24 protein-coding genes are annotated in these 18,993 nt (G+C 54.4%); 9 read left to right on the plus strand and 15 right to left on the minus strand.

All coding sequences use genetic code 11. The features are described from left to right. Positions 1–48: 48 nt before the first annotated feature. The 7 genes from OEZ10_03160 (at position 49) to OEZ10_03190 (ending at position 6,403) form a co-directional block, all read left to right on the plus strand. Positions 49–1,995: a penicillin-binding protein activator gene (locus tag OEZ10_03160; protein ID MDH5631971.1), complete on the plus strand. Its 1,947-nt coding sequence runs from the start codon at positions 49–51 to the stop codon at positions 1,993–1,995. Between the two features lie 14 nt (positions 1,996–2,009). Beyond that, entirely contained in the window at positions 2,010–2,378 is a 369-nt protein-coding gene (locus tag OEZ10_03165) for a YraN family protein (GenBank protein ID MDH5631972.1), read from the plus strand. Between the two features lie 27 nt (positions 2,379–2,405). Next, positions 2,406–3,020 carry a phosphoheptose isomerase gene (locus OEZ10_03170; GenBank protein MDH5631973.1) on the plus strand — a complete coding sequence of 205 codons (615 nt, stop codon included), beginning with the start codon at positions 2,406–2,408 and terminating at the stop codon, positions 3,018–3,020. Between the two features lie 51 nt (positions 3,021–3,071). Beyond that, a complete protein-coding gene (locus tag OEZ10_03175) occupies positions 3,072–3,632 on the plus strand; it encodes a BON domain-containing protein (GenBank protein ID MDH5631974.1) in 561 nt (186 codons plus the stop codon). A 14-nt stretch (positions 3,633–3,646) separates the two neighbouring features. Then, positions 3,647–4,108 (plus strand): D-glycero-beta-D-manno-heptose 1-phosphate adenylyltransferase, encoded by a 462-nt coding sequence (gene rfaE2 / locus OEZ10_03180; GenBank protein MDH5631975.1) that lies wholly within the window; start codon positions 3,647–3,649, stop codon positions 4,106–4,108. Continuing rightward, positions 4,101–5,492 carry an FAD-binding protein gene (locus OEZ10_03185; protein MDH5631976.1) on the plus strand — a complete coding sequence of 464 codons (1,392 nt, stop codon included), beginning with the start codon at positions 4,101–4,103 and terminating at the stop codon, positions 5,490–5,492. The genes rfaE2 and OEZ10_03185 overlap by 8 nt, the downstream gene beginning before the upstream one ends. A gap of 131 nt (positions 5,493–5,623) precedes the next feature. After that, positions 5,624–6,403 carry a hypothetical protein gene (locus tag OEZ10_03190; protein MDH5631977.1) on the plus strand — a complete coding sequence of 260 codons (780 nt, stop codon included), beginning with the start codon at positions 5,624–5,626 and terminating at the stop codon, positions 6,401–6,403. Between the two features lie 48 nt (positions 6,404–6,451). Here OEZ10_03190 and OEZ10_03195 read toward each other — a convergent pair whose 3' ends face one another. The 6 genes from OEZ10_03195 to petA all read right to left on the minus strand — a co-directional run bounded on the left by OEZ10_03195 (position 6,452) and on the right by petA (position 10,982). Next, positions 6,452–6,982 (minus strand): O-acetyl-ADP-ribose deacetylase, encoded by a 531-nt coding sequence (locus OEZ10_03195; protein ID MDH5631978.1) that lies wholly within the window; start codon positions 6,980–6,982, stop codon positions 6,452–6,454. A 67-nt stretch (positions 6,983–7,049) separates the two neighbouring features. Further along, positions 7,050–7,460: a ClpXP protease specificity-enhancing factor gene (locus OEZ10_03200; GenBank protein ID MDH5631979.1), complete on the minus strand. Its 411-nt coding sequence runs from the start codon at positions 7,458–7,460 to the stop codon at positions 7,050–7,052. A 91-nt stretch (positions 7,461–7,551) separates the two neighbouring features. Further along, complete coding sequence (locus tag OEZ10_03205) at positions 7,552–8,178, minus strand: glutathione S-transferase N-terminal domain-containing protein (protein MDH5631980.1); 627 nt, start codon at positions 8,176–8,178, stop codon at positions 7,552–7,554. Positions 8,179–8,279: 101 nt separating this feature from the next. Continuing rightward, the gene (locus OEZ10_03210; protein ID MDH5631981.1) at positions 8,280–8,996 is read right to left on the minus strand and encodes a cytochrome c1; all 717 of its coding nucleotides are present in this window, start codon (positions 8,994–8,996) and stop codon (positions 8,280–8,282) included. After that, positions 8,993–10,366, minus strand: coding sequence for a cytochrome b N-terminal domain-containing protein (locus OEZ10_03215; protein MDH5631982.1), 1,374 nt, complete (start codon positions 10,364–10,366; stop codon positions 8,993–8,995). Before OEZ10_03215 ends, OEZ10_03210 begins: the two co-directional genes overlap by 4 nt. 10 nt (positions 10,367–10,376) lie before the next feature. Beyond that, positions 10,377–10,982, minus strand: a complete 606-nt coding sequence (petA, locus tag OEZ10_03220) for a ubiquinol-cytochrome c reductase iron-sulfur subunit (protein MDH5631983.1) — start codon at positions 10,980–10,982, stop codon at positions 10,377–10,379. 278 nt (positions 10,983–11,260) lie between these two features. Here petA and OEZ10_03225 point away from each other — a divergent pair, with 278 nt between their 5' ends. Together OEZ10_03225 and OEZ10_03230 are read left to right on the plus strand one after the other, a co-directional pair. After that, entirely contained in the window at positions 11,261–12,460 is a 1,200-nt protein-coding gene (locus OEZ10_03225; protein ID MDH5631984.1) for a Do family serine endopeptidase, read from the plus strand. A gap of 447 nt (positions 12,461–12,907) precedes the next feature. Then, complete coding sequence (locus tag OEZ10_03230; GenBank protein MDH5631985.1) at positions 12,908–13,834, plus strand: pre-peptidase C-terminal domain-containing protein; 927 nt, start codon at positions 12,908–12,910, stop codon at positions 13,832–13,834. 73 nt (positions 13,835–13,907) lie between these two features. On the opposite strand, the gene tatC is transcribed toward OEZ10_03230, so the two are convergent. The 9 genes from tatC to hisB are packed head-to-tail and all read right to left on the minus strand — an operon-like array spanning position 13,908 to position 18,955. Next, positions 13,908–14,717: a twin-arginine translocase subunit TatC gene (tatC, locus tag OEZ10_03235; protein MDH5631986.1), complete on the minus strand. Its 810-nt coding sequence runs from the start codon at positions 14,715–14,717 to the stop codon at positions 13,908–13,910. Further along, complete coding sequence (gene tatB / locus OEZ10_03240; protein ID MDH5631987.1) at positions 14,714–15,118, minus strand: Sec-independent protein translocase protein TatB; 405 nt, start codon at positions 15,116–15,118, stop codon at positions 14,714–14,716. Before tatB ends, tatC begins: the two co-directional genes overlap by 4 nt. 24 nt (positions 15,119–15,142) lie before the next feature. Next, positions 15,143–15,370, minus strand: a complete 228-nt coding sequence (tatA, locus tag OEZ10_03245; GenBank protein ID MDH5631988.1) for a Sec-independent protein translocase subunit TatA — start codon at positions 15,368–15,370, stop codon at positions 15,143–15,145. Positions 15,371–15,426: 56 nt separating this feature from the next. After that, the gene (locus OEZ10_03250; protein ID MDH5631989.1) at positions 15,427–15,744 is read right to left on the minus strand and encodes a phosphoribosyl-ATP diphosphatase; all 318 of its coding nucleotides are present in this window, start codon (positions 15,742–15,744) and stop codon (positions 15,427–15,429) included. 12 nt (positions 15,745–15,756) lie between these two features. Continuing rightward, positions 15,757–16,149 (minus strand): phosphoribosyl-AMP cyclohydrolase, encoded by a 393-nt coding sequence (gene hisI, locus OEZ10_03255; GenBank protein ID MDH5631990.1) that lies wholly within the window; start codon positions 16,147–16,149, stop codon positions 15,757–15,759. Further along, a complete protein-coding gene (gene hisF / locus OEZ10_03260; protein ID MDH5631991.1) occupies positions 16,146–16,913 on the minus strand; it encodes an imidazole glycerol phosphate synthase subunit HisF in 768 nt (255 codons plus the stop codon). The genes hisI and hisF overlap by 4 nt, the downstream gene beginning before the upstream one ends. Before the next feature lie 2 nt (positions 16,914–16,915). After that, positions 16,916–17,653: a 1-(5-phosphoribosyl)-5-[(5-phosphoribosylamino)methylideneamino]imidazole-4-carboxamide isomerase gene (gene hisA, locus OEZ10_03265; GenBank protein ID MDH5631992.1), complete on the minus strand. Its 738-nt coding sequence runs from the start codon at positions 17,651–17,653 to the stop codon at positions 16,916–16,918. A 7-nt stretch (positions 17,654–17,660) separates the two neighbouring features. Beyond that, positions 17,661–18,305: an imidazole glycerol phosphate synthase subunit HisH gene (gene hisH, locus OEZ10_03270; protein MDH5631993.1), complete on the minus strand. Its 645-nt coding sequence runs from the start codon at positions 18,303–18,305 to the stop codon at positions 17,661–17,663. A 59-nt stretch (positions 18,306–18,364) separates the two neighbouring features. After that, a complete protein-coding gene (hisB, locus tag OEZ10_03275) occupies positions 18,365–18,955 on the minus strand; it encodes an imidazoleglycerol-phosphate dehydratase HisB (protein ID MDH5631994.1) in 591 nt (196 codons plus the stop codon). Positions 18,956–18,993: the final 38 nt, after the last annotated feature.

The following is an 18,993-nucleotide window of genomic DNA, read 5'->3' on the forward strand; positions in this document are numbered from 1 at the left end:
TGCCACATTGTGCGCCCTATAATAAGGTAAGCTGACGTGAGTACAACGATGAATTTACAGATATCCCGCCCTGTTCACCTGCTGAACCGCGTCCGGCTCGGCCTGGCAAGCCTGTTTTTTGCCGCCCTGATGCACGGTTGCGGCACACCGGGGCCGAAACTCCCGGAAGCCGCCGAGCCGGCAACTCTTGAAGGTGCCGCCCGTGCCGAGGCCTCGGACGAATATATTTTAGCCGCCCGACAATATGTAAAACTGGCAGAATCCGCAGCCAAAACTGACCGCGCCGGGCTATTCACCAGGGCTGCGGAAGCCTACATCAAGGGCGGTCAATTTGACTACGCCCAGGCCACGCTGAAGGATATCCAGGCCGGAAAAAATCAACCGGACCTGCGGGCAAGGCAGCTGATACTTTACGCACGTATCGCTATCCACGAAGGCAGCAATGAAAAAGCAGCGCGACTACTTTCGCGCGCACGGAAAACATCCGGGGTGCAACCCGCTACCCTGATCCAGGCCTATGATCTGGAGGCCGAAGTAGAGCTGGCGCTAAACAACCCGGTAGGCGCCGTTAAAAACCTGATTAACCGGGAGCGGCATATCACCGAACCCAGGGATATTGATACCAACCAGCTGAAAATCTGGGAAATTCTGAGTCAATTGCCGGTGCGAGAGTTGCGTGATGCACACAACCTCGCCGGCGACCCGGTCTTCCGCGGCTGGACCGACCTGGCCCTGAGACAAGCCAAATCACCGGCCACGTTCGGCCGGTCCCTGGGTCAATGGAAAAAAGACCATTCGACCCACCCGGTTACCGAGACAACACTGAAAACACTCAAGAGCCCGGGGCCGGCGCTAATCGGCCGCATCGGCAGCATCGGCATCCTGTTACCGCTAAGTTCTGCGTCGCATGCCATCAAGCTCGCCGCCGAGGCGGTCAAGGAAGGCATTATTGCCATGGATAACGCCAGCGCACGCCCGGACAAGCCGCAAATCCGCTTTTACGATACTGGCGACGAGGTCCGCCAGGCAATGCAACAATTTGCCCAGGCCAAAAAAGATGGCGCCCAGTTCATCATCGGTCCACTCGGCAATGAGGCTGTCGATGCCCTGGTGGCCAATGTCGAGATCGATGTGCCAACGTTGTTTTTGAGTCATACCAGCCGGGAAATCGATATTGATAATGTTGCCGTGTTCCAGTTCGGTCTCACACCGGAACAGGAAGCCAAACAGGCTGCCGAGCAGGCATATGTTGATGGTCATCGTCACGCAGTCACACTCTACCCCCAGAACCCGTGGGGCGAGCGTATGCGCACAGCGTTCAATGAACACTGGTTACGCCTTGGCGGCACGGTCTTGTCAGAAGTGGGGTACAACGAAGACGTGTATGATCACTCGCAAACGATACAACAGCTTTTCGACATCAACAGTAGCCTCAATCGAAAGACAAGACTCGAAACCATTACTCGCACGCGCCTGGATATGGAGCCGCGGCGACGCCAGGATGTAGATTGTGTGTTCCTGGCAACCCGGGCCAAGCAGGGTCGATTGATCAAGCCCCAGCTCAATTATTACCGGGCGCACCAGATTCCGGTTTACGCCACTTCGCACATCTTTACCGGTCGCGATGACCGCATCAAGGACCAGGATCTCAACGGCATTCGATTTGGCGACATGCCGTGGATGCTGATAGACAAGGGCGACATACACGAATTGCGCCAGCTGCAGGGTAACTGGTCCTACGCCAGAACCCAGCTCGACCGACTGTACGCGCTGGGAATGGATGCATATGCGGTTATTCCCCACCTGAACCGCATTGGCAGCGGTTCAGGTGCAAGATTCAACGGTGTCACCAGCAGCCTGAGCGTTGACCAGGAAGGCAGATTGCACCGGCAACTGGTCTGGGCAAAATTTCAGCGAGGCGTGCCTTCGCCGTTAAAATCGGAATACCATTATTCAGGCAATCTGAATAATGCAGCACCGGGTGCGGGCCGATAACGACAACCATGATCATGCCTGAAAAAGCCCGTCACTTGCTGGTTGGCGAAGCCGCGGAAAAACGGGCTTGCCGGTACCTGCAGGACAAGGGGCTGAGGCTTGTTGACAGGAACTTGCGTACACCGCATGGTGAAATAGACCTGATAATGATGGATCATGACACCGTGGTGTTTGTCGAGGTACGGTACCGCAAATCCGGTCGGTACGGTCTCGCCGAGGAAACCGTAACGCAAGGAAAGCAGCAGAAACTGGTTCGCTCGGCACAATGGTTTCTGCAGCGAAACAATGAACACGCCGGTCGACCGTGCCGGTTCGACCTGGTAGCCATTACCGGGGACAACCAGGCTGGCGACCCCAACTGGATTACAAACGCGTTTTTCTAAACTTGAAGGCAACCAGAGAAAATTCCCATGCCACAGGAACATGACATCAACGAATTGGTCAACCGGATCAATGACAATATAGCCAATCATCTGCTTACCGTACAAAACGCGGCAGACCTGATATCCGAGGATATTGCCCGGGCAGCACAAGTGATGCTGCGCGCATTGCTGGGTGACAGGAAAATTCTCGCCTGCGGTAACGGCGGCTCCGCAGCCGATGCCCAGCATTTCTCATCCGAACTGCTGAATCGTTTCGAGACTGAACGACCGGGATTACCGGCGATGGCACTAACCACCGACGCTTCGACCATTACCTCGATCGGCAACGACTATCATTTTGATGACATATTTGCCAAACAAATCCGGGCCCTGGGTCAGCAAGGTGATATCCTGCTGGCAATCAGTACCTCGGGTAACTCGACCAATATCATTCGGGCAGTTGAGGCGGCACATGAACGTGGCATGACCTGCATCCTGCTTAATGGTCGCGAAGGCGGAGAAATCGCCGGCATGGTAGAAGGTAATGACGTGGAGATACGCATACCAGGCGCCTCGACCGCACGCATACAGGAAATACACATTCTTGCCATTCATTGCCTGTGTGACCTGATTGACTTGCAGTTGCTTGGCCAAACCAGTTAAACGCCAGGGCGAATCATGCATCGATACACATTTTCCGGTTCAGGCTTCCCCGTGCTTCTGCTTTTGGCCACGCTCCTGCCAGTAATACAAGGCTGTGCTACTGCAGTTGTCGCCGGTGCCGGTGCCGGTGCAGTGATTACCAATGACAAGCGCAGTTTCGGCTCCATAATTGATGATGAAAATATCGAAATTAAGATGCGACGTTTTGTCGATCAGCAGAAAGTACTCAGGGAAACAGCACACCTCAGCTTCACCAGCGTCAACGGCGTATTATTGATCTCGGGAGAAATCGGAAACGAACAGGATCGCAACCTGATTCTGAGCCATGCCCGCCAGACCAGTGGCGTGAAACGCACAGTTAACCAGATGGAAATTGCACCCGTAGCATCAGTCAGCTCGCGCACCCGCGACGCATGGATAACCAGCGTTGTCAAAACACGCCTTGCCTCCGACAAGCGAGTTGATTCGACACGCATAAAGGTAGTAACTGAATCCGGCTCTGTTTTTCTCATGGGTCTTGTTAGCCAGCAAGAAGGAGCGGACGCCGCTGAAGCGGCGCGCGTAGTCAACGGCGCCAAACGTATTGTCAAATTGTTCGAGTACCTGGATTGAATACCGGATCAAAAATAATCACCCGACACGAAGATCTCGTTGCCGCCATTAAGACGGCCGGCAGACCGCTGGTATTTACCAATGGCTGCTTTGATATTCTTCACCGGGGTCATACTACATATCTCGAGCAGGCTGCATCACTTGGCAGCACGCTGCTGGTTGCACTGAACACTGACGAATCGGTCAGACGACTCGACAAGGGCAGCGATCGACCGATTAATTGCCTCGAAGACAGGATGGCCGTGATGGCTGCCCTGCAATGCGTGGCACTGGTCACATGGTTCGATCAGGACACGCCTTATGAGCTAATCCGTCTTGTATCGCCGGACCACCTGGTCAAGGGTGGTGACTGGACGGTGGAAAATATTGTCGGCGCGGACCTGGTTCAGAAAAACGGTGGCAAGGTACATTCCATTCCATTCGAGTTCGATCGTTCAACCACATCGCTGATCAAGCGAATTCGCGATCATGACTGAAACTAACCCGCCGCTGTTATCGGATCTGCGATCCGTATGCGGTAACCACGGACTGCTCAGCGCCGATGGAGATATGCTTGCCTACGGGTATGACAACTCGCGCCTGCATCGCATGCCCCTGGCGGTCGCCATTCCGGCTGATGAAAAAGCAGTAAACGGCATCATCCGGATTTGTCGCAGGTACCAGGTTCCGGTCACAACACGGGGTCGTGGCACGAACACGACCGGGGCCAGCGTACCCGAACCCGGCGGGATCATCCTGTCTACCGAAAAACTCAACAACATCATCGAGTACAGGCCCGAAGACCGGTTCATTCGCGTGCAACCCGGTGTCACCAATGGCGAGGTCAGGGATCTCGCGGCCAGGGATGGCTTGTTCTGGGCTCCGGATCCTACCAGCACCGACGTCTGCAGCATTGGTGGCAACCTGGCGATGAACGCAGCCGGACCGCGGGCAGTCAAATACGGGAGTACGCGCAACCATGTGCTCGGGATTCGCGCAGTCAGCGGCGCCGGTGAACTCTTTTCTGTTGGCGCCATCACCAGCAAAAGCGTGGTCGGCTACGATCTCACCCGCCTGATCATAGGCTCCGAGGGCACTCTCGCCGTCATTACCGAGGCCACATTGCAACTCCTGCCACTACAACCGGCACGTGCAACCATTAGACTGCTGTATCGCGATATCGATTCTGCCAGTCACGCAGTATCCAGCATAATGCGCCAGCATATTATTCCCAGCGCACTGGAGTTCATGGACACAAAGGCTATCGATATTGTTCGTGAACACGGCAATGTTGATACACCTGCCAATGCTGGTGCGTTGCTTATGGTTGAAGTGGAAGGACAGGCCGGGCAAATCCATGATGATGCACAAACTCTAATCCGGTCTGCAGGCAATCCGGGCCTGGTTGCCCAGGACATCGCCACAAGCCGCGAACAGATCCAGGCGCTCTGGCAAATGCGCAAAGCATTGTCTCCGGCACTGCGCAAGTTGGCACCGAACAAGATCAACGAAGATGTTGTTGTTCCGGTAAGCAGAATACCGGCGCTGATCAATGGACTCAATGACATCGGCAGCAGGCATGGCATCACCATCGTCAATTTCGGGCATGCGGGCAATGGCAATATCCACGTCAACCTGCTTTACGACAGCCAGAATCCGGATCAGGCCGCCAGGGCTATACCCTGCCTGGATTCGGTATTTGACCTGGTGCTGTCGCTTGGAGGCAGCCTGTCCGGCGAGCACGGCATCGGTGAAGTCAAGCGCGAGTTCGTCAGCCGCGAATTGAATGCCAACGCGCTGATGCTCATGAGAGCCATCAAACAGCAATTTGATCCTGACAATATACTGAATCCCGGCAAAGCCTTGCCCGCCGAAGACTGACGAGCCGACGGCCGGAACAGAATTTGCGCCGGGGCCACTTGGAGATTTTTGGATTTGAGCTACACTTCACCAGGTAAAATCGTATTTAGTACAATATTTGCACCCAAACACGTATTTGAAGGAGACACACAGTGACACGAATCAAGAAAGCTGCGCTGATGCTGGCCGCGGCCGCCAGTTTTACCGCCACCGCACCCAGCCAGGCGGCTACTGACATCGACGCCATCGCAGCACTCGGCACGCTTGCTGATCCCCAGGCTGCGTTCCTGGCCCTGTCGGAAGATCTTGGCGGCACCATCGCCTACCGATCAGTTTCACCAGCCGAAGATCTTGGCGTAACCGGATTTGACCTGGGCCTGGAACTCACCAGTTCCCGCCTGGCCAATTCAGCCGAATGGGTTGCAGCGGTATCTTCAGGCGATGAACTGTCCAGCGTCATCATGCCACGCATTCATGTACACAAGGGACTGCCTTTCGGTATCGATATTGGCGCCTTTTACACTGGATCATCCAACTCGAACATTGACATCACCGGCGCCGAATTGCGCTACGCCCTGGTAGAAGGTGGCGTTGCCATCCCCGCGGTAGGCGTACGCCTCACCTACAGCAAGCTGTCCGGCATTGACGAACTGGAAATGCAGACCACTGGCGCCGAACTGGCGATTTCAAAGGGCTTTGCATTCCTGACCCCGTATGCTTCCGCCGGCGCAGTGCGTGTTACCAGCACCCCTGACGGTATCGCAGCTGATCCGGTAACATCCGGCGGCGCGGGCCTGGTTGAAGAGGAATTCACCTTGAGCCGTGCCAACGTTGGCGTGAACATGAACTTCACCTTGCTGAATATTGTTCTCGACTGGGACAAGACCGGCGACGTGACTTCGTCGACCCTGAAAGTCGGATTTCGCTGGTAAGTGCCTCCTCGGCACAAAAAAGCCCCGCAATGCGGGGCTTTTTTATTTTTACGGACCGCTGTTCCGGGTTCCTCGCTCGGCATCTTCAAGCTCGGTCAACACGCGCCTGTAGAGATCGGCATCTGCTGAAGTAAAACAACAAGCGATGATACGATCAAACCTCGACACATAGCGGGTCATCTGTCGGAGCGCGATAACTGCGGCTTCTTGCTTTGGGTAACCAAAAACACCTGTGCTGATTGCCGGAAACGCAATTGAACGGCAATCATTGGCCAGCGCCAACTCCATGCTGTTTCGGTAACATTGTTCCAGCTGGCCTGCTTCTCCGTGTTGTCCACCCTGCCACACGGGTCCGACCGTATGAACCACCCGGCGAGGCTGCAGCCTGAAGCCGGGTGACAGTTTGGCCTGCCCGGTCTCGCAACCATCAAGTGTACGACAGTATTCCGCCAGCTCCGGTCCTGCAGCCGCGTGGATGGCGCCATCAACACCGCCACCGCCCAACAGGCTTTTGTTGGCGGCGTTGACGATAGTGTCGACATCAAGCGTCGTGATATCTGCGCAAACAATCTTGATCATTGCCTGCCTCCGCGTAAGCGGGAAACATTGCCAGCCATGGTTAGGCGCCTGGCAATCCGGCTGCAACCTACTTGATCACACGCAAGCTGGGTGGTTTGCCCGGACCATTGTCTCCGCCCGGTGGCCTTCCAGGGATTTCTGTGCTGGCTTTGCCGGATTCAACGGGCTCGGCGATAGTGAAACTCATACCCTCGCCATTTTCCCTGGCGAATATCGCGCGCACGGCAGTAACAGGAATTTCTATGGCGCAGGATTTTCCCGAGAATCGAGCGTGAAAAAACAGCCAGTCGTCACCAAGGTCAAGATCGGCCACAGCCTGGGGGTGGACATTCAACACAATCTCGCCATCGGAATCATAACCTGCAGGCACGCGGACGCCCTCCTGCCTGACGTCCACGAGTACGTGGGGCGTCAGGCCATTGTCCACCGCCCATTGATGTATCGCGCGGATATAGTAGGGTGTGATCAACTTTGACATGACATCACCTCTGACCAACAGCTGGTTGGATATTTGAATGCCTGGCGATATTTGTTACGACATCGGCAACACCCGGGTCGCTCGCACAATATCAGGCCTGGCGCATCTCCCTTTCGGTATCCAGGAGACTTTTTCTGAATGATTTACGCGCAAACAGGCGCTCGGCATATTCCAGTACCGGCCTGGCCTGGCGCGGCATGCTGATACCGTATTTATCCAGGCGCCACAAGATGGGTGCCAGAGCGCAGTCTACCAGCGAGAACTCCTCGCCCAGGATAAACGGGCGCTCCTTGAATACCGGGGATATGACTGTCAGGCCGTCTCGAATGGTATTGGCAGCTTTTGACGCCAGCTTCTTGTCATCGCCTTCTATAATCGGGGTCAGCGAATACCAGTCACGATCAAACCGGTAAAGCATCAGGCGCGCCTTGGCACGCGACACCGGGTCTACCGGCATCAGCGGCGGGTGAGGCAACCTTTCATCCAGGTACTCATTGATTATCGGTGAGCTGTACAACACCAGGTCACGATCTATCATGGTCGGCACTTCGTTGTACGGGTTGTGATCTGACAGTTCACGCGGCTTCTTCTGCTCGTCCACCTCAACAACCTGGAACTCCACCTCCTTTTCAAACAGCACAATACGCGTGCGGTGACTATGAGGATCAGAGCCTGAAAAAAGGGTCATGATGGGTTTGCGATTAGCAGGCGATGCCATTGGGCTGACTCCTTAAAAACCATAAATAACGCCGAAAGGGGGCAATGCCCCCTTTCGCACCCACTATTCCGGAATCACTTTATGCAAGTGACGCGACCGGCCTAGTGGATATCTCTCCAGTATTCCTTCTTCAGCATGTAGGCAACGAAGAAGAATACAAACATAAAGATCATAACATAGGCGCCGATGCGATAGCGCACCAGCTTTGCCGGTTCGGCCAGGTAGACCATGAAATTCGTCAGGTCGCGCATGGCTGAATCATACTCTTTTTCAGTCATACTGCCGGCCTTGGCCAGCTCAAAACCGGTGATATGGCCCGCCTCGTTCTTGACCGCGCGCTGCTCGCCCTGCAATTCGTACAGCACATGCGGCATGGCCACCTTGTCAAACACGCTGTTATTCCAGCCACTGACAGCACCGGTATCACGGTAAAAACTGCGCATGTAGCTATAAATCCAGTCTGCGCCGCGTGAACGGCCGGTCAGAGACAGGTCGGGCGGAACCGTGTTGAATGCCGCCTTGGCAACAGCCGGCGTAATCGATGCTGTCATCAATTCACCAACCTTGTCACTGGCGAACATCAGGTTGTCCTTGACCTGCTCTTCGGTCAGACCCAGGTCCCGTGCCATGCGGTTGTAACGCATGAAGGAAGCACTGTGACATGACATGCAGTAGTTCATGAAAATCCGGGCGCCGCGCTGCAACGAGGCTCTGTCACCCAGGTCGATATTGGCTGAATCCAGCTTGACATCACCACCACCGGCGACCGCCAGGCCGGAAAACAGACTCAGAACAAGTACAATTACCAACTTTTTCATTTTGTCACCCTTTCCGGTTCTGGCTTGGTCTTGTCCCAGGTGGTGTACCAGGGCATCAACAGGAAGAACAACAGGTACAGTATGGTGCATATCTGTGCAGCCAGTACCGCAGGACCGGCAGCCGGCTGCGTTCCGAGGTAACCCAGAATGATAAACACGACGACGAATATGGCCAGCGCCAGCTTGAACATCCAGCCCTTGTAACGAATGGACTTGACCGGTGAACGATCCAGCCACGGCAGGAAAGCAAACAGCACAATACCCATACCCATCAACACCACACCCCAGAACTTGGCTTCGAGAGTGAAGTACCCCAGCATCAATACTGCGGCCAGGCCAACAGTAGCCGCACGCACCATCGTATTCTGGTTTGCCTTGAGCACCATCAGGGTCATGATGATGGTCAGCGGTACAAGGCCGTAGACCACGAACATGTCGGTGCAGGCACGGAGCAATGAGTAGTACGGTGTGAAGTACCACAACGGCACGATATGCGCCGGTGTCTTCAACAGGTCCGCCGGCGTAAAATTGTCGGCCTCAAGGAACCAGCCGCCAAACTCGGGCACGAAAAATACCACGGCAAAATACAGAATAAGGAATCCGGCAACACCGACGATATCCTTCACCGTGTAATACGGGTGGAACGGAATACCATCCACAGGAATACCATCAGAGCCCTTGTTCTTCTTGATTTCGATGCCATCAGGATTGTTGGAACCGACTTTATGCAGCGCAACAATATGTACAAAAACCAGTCCAGCCAGGGCCAGCGGTACAGCAACAACATGCAGCGCAAAGAATCGGTTCAGCGTAGCGTCACCAACGACAAAATCGCCACGAATGAATTCTGTCAGCATGTCGCCGATAACCGGAATGGCGCCAAACAGGGAAATGATTACCTGCGCGCCCCACAGTGACATATTGCCCCACGGCAACAGGTAACCCATGAAGGCTTCCGCCATCAATGCCAGCAGGATGACAACACCGATCAACCACAGCAATTCCCGCGGGCCACGGTAGGATCCATACATCAGGCCACGGAACATATGCAGGTAAACGACAATAAAGAAGAAAGACGCACCGGTAGAATGCAGGTAACGCATCAGCCAGCCCCAGGGTACGTCACGCATGATGTACTCAACCGAAGCAAAAGCCAGCGCCGTATCCGGCTTGTAGTGCATGGTCAGAAAGATGCCGCTGACGATCTGGATAACCAGAACCAGCATTGCCAGTGAGCCGAAGTAATACCAGAAATTGAAATTCTTCGGTGCGTAATACTTGGCCAGGTGTTCGTTCCAGACCTTCATTACGGGGTAGCGATCATCCACCCACTTCAGGCCCTGACCCATAATATCGATAATCTTGTCCATCCTGACCCCCTTAAGCCTTGTCGCTATCCTGATCCACGCCAATCAGCAGGCGGGTATCAGACAGGTATTTGTGTGGCGGAACAGGCAAGTTGGTTGGTGCCGGAACGTTCTTGTAGACGCGACCGGACAAATCAAACTTGGAACCATGGCATGGGCAGAAGAAGCCACCCGGCCAGTCATCGCCCAACGCAAACGCGGCAACAGCACCGGCCTTGATCGGAGTCTGTGGCGAGCATCCCAGGTGGGTACAGATACCAACCAGCACCAGGTACTCGGATTTAATGGAACGCTCGACACCGGCAACATATCCCGGCTGGTCGGCATTCGTGGAATCGGGATCAGTAACCGTGGCATTGAGCTTTTCCAGCCCAGCCAGCATTTCCGGGGTACGGCGCAAAATCCACACAGGCTTGCTACGCCACTCAACAGTCATCATCTGACCGGGTTCCAATTTACTGATATCAACTTCTACCGGTGCGCCAGCAGCACGGGCACGCTCACTTGGCGTCCAGCTCTGGATGAATGGCACGGCGGCGAATCCGGCACCTACTGCGCCCACTGCTGAGGTCAAAGCCACGAGCTGTCGGCGAGTGCGGTTCATTCCTTCGTCACTCATGAACCCCCCTGAATTGAGTTAGGTCACTGATTTTTAGGGAAAAAATATAAACAAAACACTAAACTGAAATTGTATATTAGCAATTACTAATATACTGACAGCAGCGCGGCATAGGATCATACATCAACCGGTCACAGTCAAGTGAATATCGGGCTAAATCCGGCCAATTCTTGGAAAAATCCGCCCAAATTCTTCAAAACCCATCATAGCCTTCCACGGGTTATCACCGCTACAATTAGCTGTTCATATTCAGGTTGTTTATCGGAGCTGGAATTCCTATGCCTTGGCGCCAATCACTCGCTTTTCTGATGCGGGCCGTTATTCTCGGCCTCGCATTTTCATTCGTAATTATCACGATCTGGCCCAAGTTGGTGCTGGAACGGCACCTGACCGGACCCGATCAACAGGCGCAGACGCCAGCACAAACAGCATCGCCAACCCTGCCCGCAGGTCGTGACGTCAGCGGGCCCGTGTCCTACTCCGACGCGGTGGATCGCGCATCTCCGGCAGTGGTCAACATCAATACCGCCAAGGTGGTCACGGTTCGCCAACACTCATTCTTCGACGACCCGATATTTCGCCGCTTTTTCGGGCGCGACCTGGACAACCTTATTGGCAAGCCCAGACAACAGCTACAGACCAGCCTTGGTTCAGGCGTTCTGCTCAGTTCCAAGGGCTACATAGTGACCAATAATCACGTCATCCAGGGTGCCGATACCATCCAGGTGTCCTTGCGCGACGGGCGCACCGCCAAGGCCAAGCTGGTAGGTAGCGACCCGGAAACCGACCTCGCTGTTCTGAAAATCGAGCTGGACAAGCTGCCAAGTATCCAGGTGGGCGACTCCGGCAAATTGCGCGTGGGTGACGTAGTACTGGCCATAGGCAACCCGTTTGGCGTTGGCCAGACTGTCACCCTGGGCATAGTCAGCGCCACCGGCCGTAACAAGCTGGGAATTAACAGGTTTGAAAACTTCATCCAGACCGATGCCGCCATCAATCCCGGAAACTCCGGCGGCGCGCTGATTGATGCTCGTGGTAACCTGATCGGCATCAATACCGCCATTTTCTCCAAATCCGGTGGATCACAAGGCATCGGCTTCGCCATCCCCGTCGCGCTCAGCCAGGAAGTGCTGGCCGATATCATCAAACACGGACGACCGGTACGCGGTTGGCTCGGTGTCGAAGGCGACCCGGTCACTGATGAAATTGCCAGGGCGCTGGACCTGGAAAAAACCGAAGGCATTGTCGTGGTTGGCGTTCTGCGAAACGGTCCCGCACACAAAGCGGGCATTGAACCGGGCGACGTCATTATCGCCGTTGACGGCAAACCGGTAGTGGGTGCTCACGAAACCTTGCTGGCCATCTCAAGGCATCGGCCCGGAACCCGCATCAAGCTCGACATTATTCGTGACGGGAAGAAGCAGCCAATCGAAGCAACGGTCATTGAACGGCCCACTGAAAGACCTGACAACAAGTAACGCCGATGAGCAAATTGCACGATCGCAACATTGCCCTTATAGATTGGGCAGTGTTGTGACGCATCGTTCTGGCAATCAAACTAACACCAGTTTACCGGGCACAGGATACACCGTTGATCAGGTAGCCGAGCCATTTATCCGGGAGTATGACAGGTGTTTACACTGTGGTTCATAGGGTCTTTGTTTATTAACTCCGGAACAACACCAACAATCATTCTTGCAATCAACAGCTTATCCGAACACACACATCTTTTCTGTATTACCTGACACTCTGGAACGAGTTGATTCACGAATCGCTGACAAGTTGAACATAATCTAGTTATGTCTATTTTTAATGTCATGGATTCATGCCTGACTCACAAGGAAAACCACGCTGAATGCGGACTGTCCAGTGTTACAAATCTCAGGCACAAGAATAAATTCACTATGCACCCTGGAGTATTTTTTATGAGAAAGTTTAGCATCGCAAGCATCCTGGTCAGTACCAGCCTGGTTTCTGTATCCCCGGTTTTCGCAGGCACGGTTACAGAACGCGAAACCAATGACACACCCGGCACCGCGCAACCACTTGCACCCGATTCAAACATGAGGGTAAGCCCCGCATACATGGGCAACAGTCCTGCCATGGCCAAAGATGTAGACTTTTTCAGTATCAATGTAGAAGCCAACGACGTCGTCACCATAGACATAGAAAATGGATACGGTGCGGGTGAACCGGTGGATACCTGCATCGCGGTAATAACACCCGAGGGACGGGTACTCCGCTACATTGATGACAACAACGAGTTAAGAGTTGCTATCAACGATGACGAAAACACCAACGCAGATCTCTGGGATTCACTGCTCAAGAATGTAGTATTCCCTGCATCCGGTACTTACACCATCGGTGTCAGCAACTGGGGTCGTTGTTTCCAGGAAGTGACCAACGGCTACACAATGGAATCCGGCGATATGGATGCCGGCGATTATGAACTGGTGGTCACCGGCGTGTCAGTGCCTGCAGGAATGCAACACGTCAACATCTCCGTGAAGAATGACCATCGCTCCGGCCGTAGCCCGATCAACCCAAAGAGCAACGGCAAGATTCCTGTTGCCATTCTTTCATCCGAATCATTTGATGCCACGTCAGTGAATACCGGTTCGGTAACCTTTGGCAATACCGGTGACGAAAACAGCCTGGAGAATTGTCACAGCAAGACCGTCGATGTTAACCGCGATGGATTCCCGGATGTCATGTGCCACTTCCGCACACGTGATACAGACTTCAACAAGTACAGTGAGGAAGGCGTTCTACGTGCAACCCTTAAAGACGGTACTCGTATCGAAGGACGTGGCAACCTGAATGTTGTATCTGTTAAGCCTAGCCGCCGATAAGATCAATCCATCTGAAGCCAAACAAAAGCCCCGGAATCTTCCGGGGCTTTTTTATTCCAGGGCAAGACCTCAACTATTTTTCATCAATCTCTTCATCGAATTTCCGGATCTCGTTTTCAAGATCCAGGCTTTCTGAATCATCGTCGGGTTTGCGCTTGCCAATCCTTCGCGCAAAGAACAGGCCCACTTCAAACAACAACATCATCGGAATGGCCAGCAGGGTTTGGGAAATCACATCCGGTGGCGTCAACAGCATCGCGACCGCAAACACGCCTATCAGGACGTAGGGGCGCTTGTCGGCAAGGGATTCCGGCTCGATAACCCCGGCATAGGTCAAAAGCAGGATCGCGACCGGTAATTCAAAAGCAATGCCAAAGGCGATAAACATTGCAAAGACAAAATCAAGATACGCCTTGATGTCGGTCATGATCTGCACGCCTTCCGGCGCCACCTTGGTGAAAAATTCGAACACCAGCGGGAACACAACAAAGTAGGCAAATGCCATACCACCATAGAACAGCAGCGTACTGGAGGCCAGCAACGGTATAACCAGGCGCCGTTCATGGCGGTACAGGCCGGGCGCGACAAATGCCCATGCCTGGTAAAGAATCCAGGGTATGGAAGCAACAAGGGATACAATAAACGCCAACCGGAGTGGAGTCAGAAACGGTGACGCCACTTCTGTTGCGATCATGCTGGCGCCCTTGGGCAAAACACTCAGCAGCGGCTGGGCCAGAATGTTGTACAACTCCTGGGAATAAACTATCAATGGCAAAAATATCGCAAACACGCCTGCCAACGCATACAGCAAGCGGTTACGCAACTCGAGCAGGTGCGAAAAGAAACTGCCTTCCGCTTCGTAATCAGGTTGATTGTCAGTCATCGGTCTTTGGGATGCTTTGTATCGGAAGCGTCTTCGCCGACCTGGCCGACGGCCTCGGTTTTGACAGGCTCTTCGCTATTCGCAGTCTTTCCTTCGATGGCATCGATAAGGTAGTCCGGTTCCGGTGATACAGGCTGGTTCAGGGTCTGGGCAATCTCGGCGGAAGACTGGTTCAGGTTATCTCGCGCCCGGGTTAATTCTTCCTTGAGTTTTCGTAGTTCGGCCAACTCCTCGGATTTGAGCTGTTCATCAAAATCATCCTTGACCGAGGCGATAAAATTCCGGATTCGCGCCACCCACTTGCCGGCAAAGCGTGCGGCTTCAGGCAGGCGTTTGGGTCCAAGAACAATCAGCGCCAATACAGAGATCAGCACCAGCTCCCAGAAACCGATATCAAACATAACTCCGGCCCGGCGATCGTCTTGTCAGACTTTGGAATTGTCTTTGTTTTCAGCAGGTGAAGACTCTCCATCAATAACGCGACTGGACTTGTCTTCCACTTGCGTTTTGCTGTCTGACTCTTCCTTCACAGCCTGCTTGAAACTCTTGATGGCGCCACCGAGATCGCCACCAACATTACGCAGTTTCCGGGTACCGAATACCAGGACCACCACGGCCAGCAGAATCAATAATTGCCAGATACTAATACCCATATTCTCGTCCTCTTTGCGGTTACGTTACCGCCAGTCATAATAGTATAGTAATGTAATTACCGGCCCCGAGAGGCCTTCTCCTCCAGGCCGGACACGCCAAAACGGCGATCCAACTCCCGTAACACATCATCCGGTTTCAGCCCCTGCTGCGCAAGCAACACCAGGGTATGAAACCACAAATCCGCCACCTCGTAGACAATCTTGTCTTTATTGCCGTCTTTGGCCGCCATCACGGTTTCTGTGGCTTCTTCACCGATTTTTTTCAAAATCGCATCCAGGCCCTTGGCATACAACCGGGCCACGTAAGAGCTGTCGGCATCGGCATGCTTCCGGGCTTCCAGCACTTCGGCCAATTGTTTCAAAGTATCACTCACATGCACCGCCTGTTACTTGCTGCCGTAAATTTCATCGGCTGACTTCAGAACCGGCTCAACTTCATGCCACTGGCCATCACGATATTCACGAAAAAAACAACTGTGTCTTCCGGTATGACAGGCAATGCCGCCCTTTTGTTCCACTTCCATCATAATGACGTCGTTATCGCAATCCAGGCGCAGCGAAACCAGGCGCTGTTCATGACCGGATTCCTCGCCCTTGCGCCACAGCTTCTGCCGTGAACGCGACCAGTAAATGGCCTTGCCTTCCGCCACCGTCAGTCTCAAGGCCTCCCGGTTCATCCAGGCGACCATCAGGATTTTCCCCGACCCGGTCTCCTGGGCAATGGCGGGCACCAGCCCGTCAGCCGTCCACCTGATCTCGTCCAGCCAGGCCTCGCTCAAACTGATGTCCTCATCTCGATACCCTGCTGCGCCATGAAAGCCTTGGCCTCACCAACCGTGTACTCGCCAAAATGAAAAATACTGGCTGCCAGCACCGCGTCCGCATGCCCACGGGTCACGCCGTCAGCCAGGTGCTGCAAGTTGCCGACACCGCCCGAAGCGATGACCGGGATCGGCACGGCATCACACACGGCACGGGTCAAACCAAGATCAAAACCGTCTTTCGTGCCGTCTCGATCCATGCTCGTCAGCAGGATTTCACCGGCACCGTATTCAGCCATTTTTCGTGCCCACTCGATCGCGTCAATACCGGTAGGTTTGCGACCGCCATGGGTAAAGATTTCCCACCTGTCGTCGCCCACTGACTTGGCGTCGATGGCGACAACAATGCACTGCGAGCCAAAATGATCGGCCGCTTCCTTGACGAATTCCGGGTTGAATACGGCAGCAGTATTAATGGCCACCTTGTCCGCCCCGGCATTAAGCATGGTGCGCACATCTTCCAGCTTGCGTATACCGCCGCCGACTGTAAGCGGAATAAATACCTGGCTGGCCATTTCTTCGACCACGTGCACCATGGTCTCACGATCATCAGAACTGGCGGTGATATCCAGGAACGTGATCTCATCGGCACCCTGCTCGTCATAGCGGCGCGCCACTTCCACCGGGTCGCCGGCATCGCGAATGTCGACAAACTTCACGCCTTTGACAACGCGACCGTTATCAACGTCAAGACAGGGAATAATTCGCTTGGCCAGTCCCATGATCAGCCACCCAGCTCATCGGCAAGTTTCTGTGCCTCGGTAAAATCCAGCGTACCCTCGTAAATAGCGCGGCCGGTAATGGCCGCGGTAATGCCTTCCGATTCCACCGCACACAACGCCTTGATGTCATCAATGTTGGTGATGCCGCCGGATGCTACGACCGGGACGGATATGGCTTGCGCAAGCTTCACCGTCGCCTCGACATTCACGCCGGTCATCATGCCATCACGACCAATATCGGTGTAGACAATGGCGCTGACGCCATCATTTTCAAATCGCTTGGCCATCTCGATAACATTCTGGCCGGTCAACTTGGCCCAGCCTTCAATTGCTACGTCACCATCCCTGGCGTCCAGCCCGACAATGACATGGCCAGGAAACTTGCTGCATGCCTCGGCGACAAACTCCGGTTCCTTGACTGCCTTGGTACCAAGAATCACGAACTGCACACCGGCATCAAGATACGCCTGGATGGTTTCAAGGTCGCGAATGCCGCCACCTATCTGGATCGGCAAATGCGGGTAGGTTTTGGCAATGGCGGTAATAACATCACCATTAACCGGCTTACCATCAAAGGCGCCGTTAAGATCAACCAGGTGCAGGCGCCGTGCGCCGGCAGCCTTCCACTTGCCGGCCATGGCTACCGGGTCATCAGAGAAAACCGTGTCATCGTCCATGCGCCCCTGGCGCAGGCGTACGCATTTCCCGTCTTTCAGATCAATTGCAGGGATTACCAGCATCTTCCCACTACTCCTGCCCGTCCCAGCGGACGAAATTCTCAAGCAACTTCAGCCCGGCGTGTTGACTCTTTTCCGGGTGAAACTGCGCTGCAAACACATTGTCACGCCCCGCTGCCGAGGTAAAGGTCAAACCAAAGTCGGTGGTTCCAGCCACGATCGCCGGGTCTGCCGACTCAACATAATAACTGTGCACAAAATAAAATCGCGCATCCTGGGCAATACCCTGCCACAGCGGATGATTGCGCGTCTGCCGAACCTGGTTCCAGCCCATGTGCGGAATTTTCAGCAGCTGACCATCGGCGTCTTTCATATTCTCCGGGAAGCGCCGGGTTTGACCGGGAAACACTGCCAGGCAGTCGACGCCGCCGCCTTCCTCGCTGAAGTTGTACAGCGCCTGCAGACCCAGGCAAATTCCAAGAAATGGCTTGCTGGTGATCGCCTCAAGCAGGGCCTGGCGCAGACCCGATGCGTCCAGCGCACTGATACATCCGGCAATGGCGCCCTGCCCCGGGAATACCACGTGGTCTGCTTTCGCAACAACATCCGGGTCATGACTGAGCAGAACGCTCGATTTGGTTGCTACGTGCTCCAGCGCCTTGACCACCGAGCGCAGGTTTCCCATGCCATAATCGACAACAACAACGGTGCTCACCGGATTACTCCGTCACAATTCATATACTCACCACTGAAACAAGAACCAGGGGTCGCCCTCTAGAGGCTTCCCTTGGTAGACGGGATCACATCGCCCATGCGCGGATCAGCTTCTACCGCCATGCGCAGGGCACGACCAAACGCCTTGAAAATGGTCTCGGCAATATGGTGTGCATTCCGACCACGGATGCAGTCGATGTGCAGCGTCGTTAACGCGTGATTACAGAACCCCTGGAAGAACTCTCCCAGCAGGTCAATATCGAACTCACCCACGTGCGAGCGCGGGTAGTCGACCTGGTATTCGAGCCCAGGGCGACCGGAAAAATCGATCACCACCCGGCTCAATGCCTCATCTAGCGGTACATAGGCGTGGCCATAGCGGCGAATACCCTTCTTGTCGCCAATGGCCTTGGCCATCGCCTGGCCAAGGGTAATGCCAATGTCCTCGACCGTGTGATGATCATCAATATGGGTATCACCCTCGGCCTTGATTTCCAGATCCACCAGGCCATGACGCGCCACCTGGTCCAGCATGTGCTCGAGAAACGGCACGCCGGTATCCAGCACAGCCTTGCCGGACCCATCCAGGTCAATACTGACCGTAATCCGGGTTTCGTTGGTATTGCGCGTAATTGAAGCGGTGCGGCTCATGTGAACAGGATTCCTTGAAATGTCTGCCCCGAGTTTAC

The sequence above is a fragment of the Gammaproteobacteria bacterium genome, from assembly GCA_029880545.1.
Taxonomy (GTDB): domain Bacteria; phylum Pseudomonadota; class Gammaproteobacteria; order Acidiferrobacterales; family SZUA-150; genus JAOUOD01.

What these genes read in the sequence shown, in the direction of transcription:
- petA (MDH5631983.1), bottom strand. Translation starts at nt 10,982, where the DNA reads ATGAGTGACGAAGGAATGAACCGCACTCGCCGACAGCTCGTGGCTTTG.
- OEZ10_03230 (MDH5631985.1), top strand. Translation starts at nt 12,908, where the DNA reads ATGAGAAAGTTTAGCATCGCAAGCATCCTGGTCAGTACCAGCCTGGTT.
- OEZ10_03205 (MDH5631980.1), bottom strand. Translation starts at nt 8,178, where the DNA reads ATGGCATCGCCTGCTAATCGCAAACCCATCATGACCCTTTTTTCAGGC.
- hisF (MDH5631991.1), bottom strand. Translation starts at nt 16,913, where the DNA reads ATGGGACTGGCCAAGCGAATTATTCCCTGTCTTGACGTTGATAACGGT.
- tatC (MDH5631986.1), bottom strand. Translation starts at nt 14,717, where the DNA reads ATGACTGACAATCAACCTGATTACGAAGCGGAAGGCAGTTTCTTTTCG.
- OEZ10_03185 (MDH5631976.1), top strand. Translation starts at nt 4,101, where the DNA reads ATGACTGAAACTAACCCGCCGCTGTTATCGGATCTGCGATCCGTATGC.
- OEZ10_03195 (MDH5631978.1), bottom strand. Translation starts at nt 6,982, where the DNA reads ATGATCAAGATTGTTTGCGCAGATATCACGACGCTTGATGTCGACACT.
- hisB (MDH5631994.1), bottom strand. Translation starts at nt 18,955, where the DNA reads ATGAGCCGCACCGCTTCAATTACGCGCAATACCAACGAAACCCGGATT.
- OEZ10_03225 (MDH5631984.1), top strand. Translation starts at nt 11,261, where the DNA reads ATGCCTTGGCGCCAATCACTCGCTTTTCTGATGCGGGCCGTTATTCTC.
- OEZ10_03210 (MDH5631981.1), bottom strand. Translation starts at nt 8,996, where the DNA reads ATGAAAAAGTTGGTAATTGTACTTGTTCTGAGTCTGTTTTCCGGCCTG.
- tatA (MDH5631988.1), bottom strand. Translation starts at nt 15,370, where the DNA reads ATGGGTATTAGTATCTGGCAATTATTGATTCTGCTGGCCGTGGTGGTC.
- OEZ10_03215 (MDH5631982.1), bottom strand. Translation starts at nt 10,366, where the DNA reads ATGGACAAGATTATCGATATTATGGGTCAGGGCCTGAAGTGGGTGGAT.
- OEZ10_03160 (MDH5631971.1), top strand. Translation starts at nt 49, where the DNA reads ATGAATTTACAGATATCCCGCCCTGTTCACCTGCTGAACCGCGTCCGG.
- OEZ10_03165 (MDH5631972.1), top strand. Translation starts at nt 2,010, where the DNA reads ATGCCTGAAAAAGCCCGTCACTTGCTGGTTGGCGAAGCCGCGGAAAAA.
- OEZ10_03170 (MDH5631973.1), top strand. Translation starts at nt 2,406, where the DNA reads ATGCCACAGGAACATGACATCAACGAATTGGTCAACCGGATCAATGAC.
- hisA (MDH5631992.1), bottom strand. Translation starts at nt 17,653, where the DNA reads ATGCTGGTAATCCCTGCAATTGATCTGAAAGACGGGAAATGCGTACGC.
- tatB (MDH5631987.1), bottom strand. Translation starts at nt 15,118, where the DNA reads ATGTTTGATATCGGTTTCTGGGAGCTGGTGCTGATCTCTGTATTGGCG.
- OEZ10_03200 (MDH5631979.1), bottom strand. Translation starts at nt 7,460, where the DNA reads ATGTCAAAGTTGATCACACCCTACTATATCCGCGCGATACATCAATGG.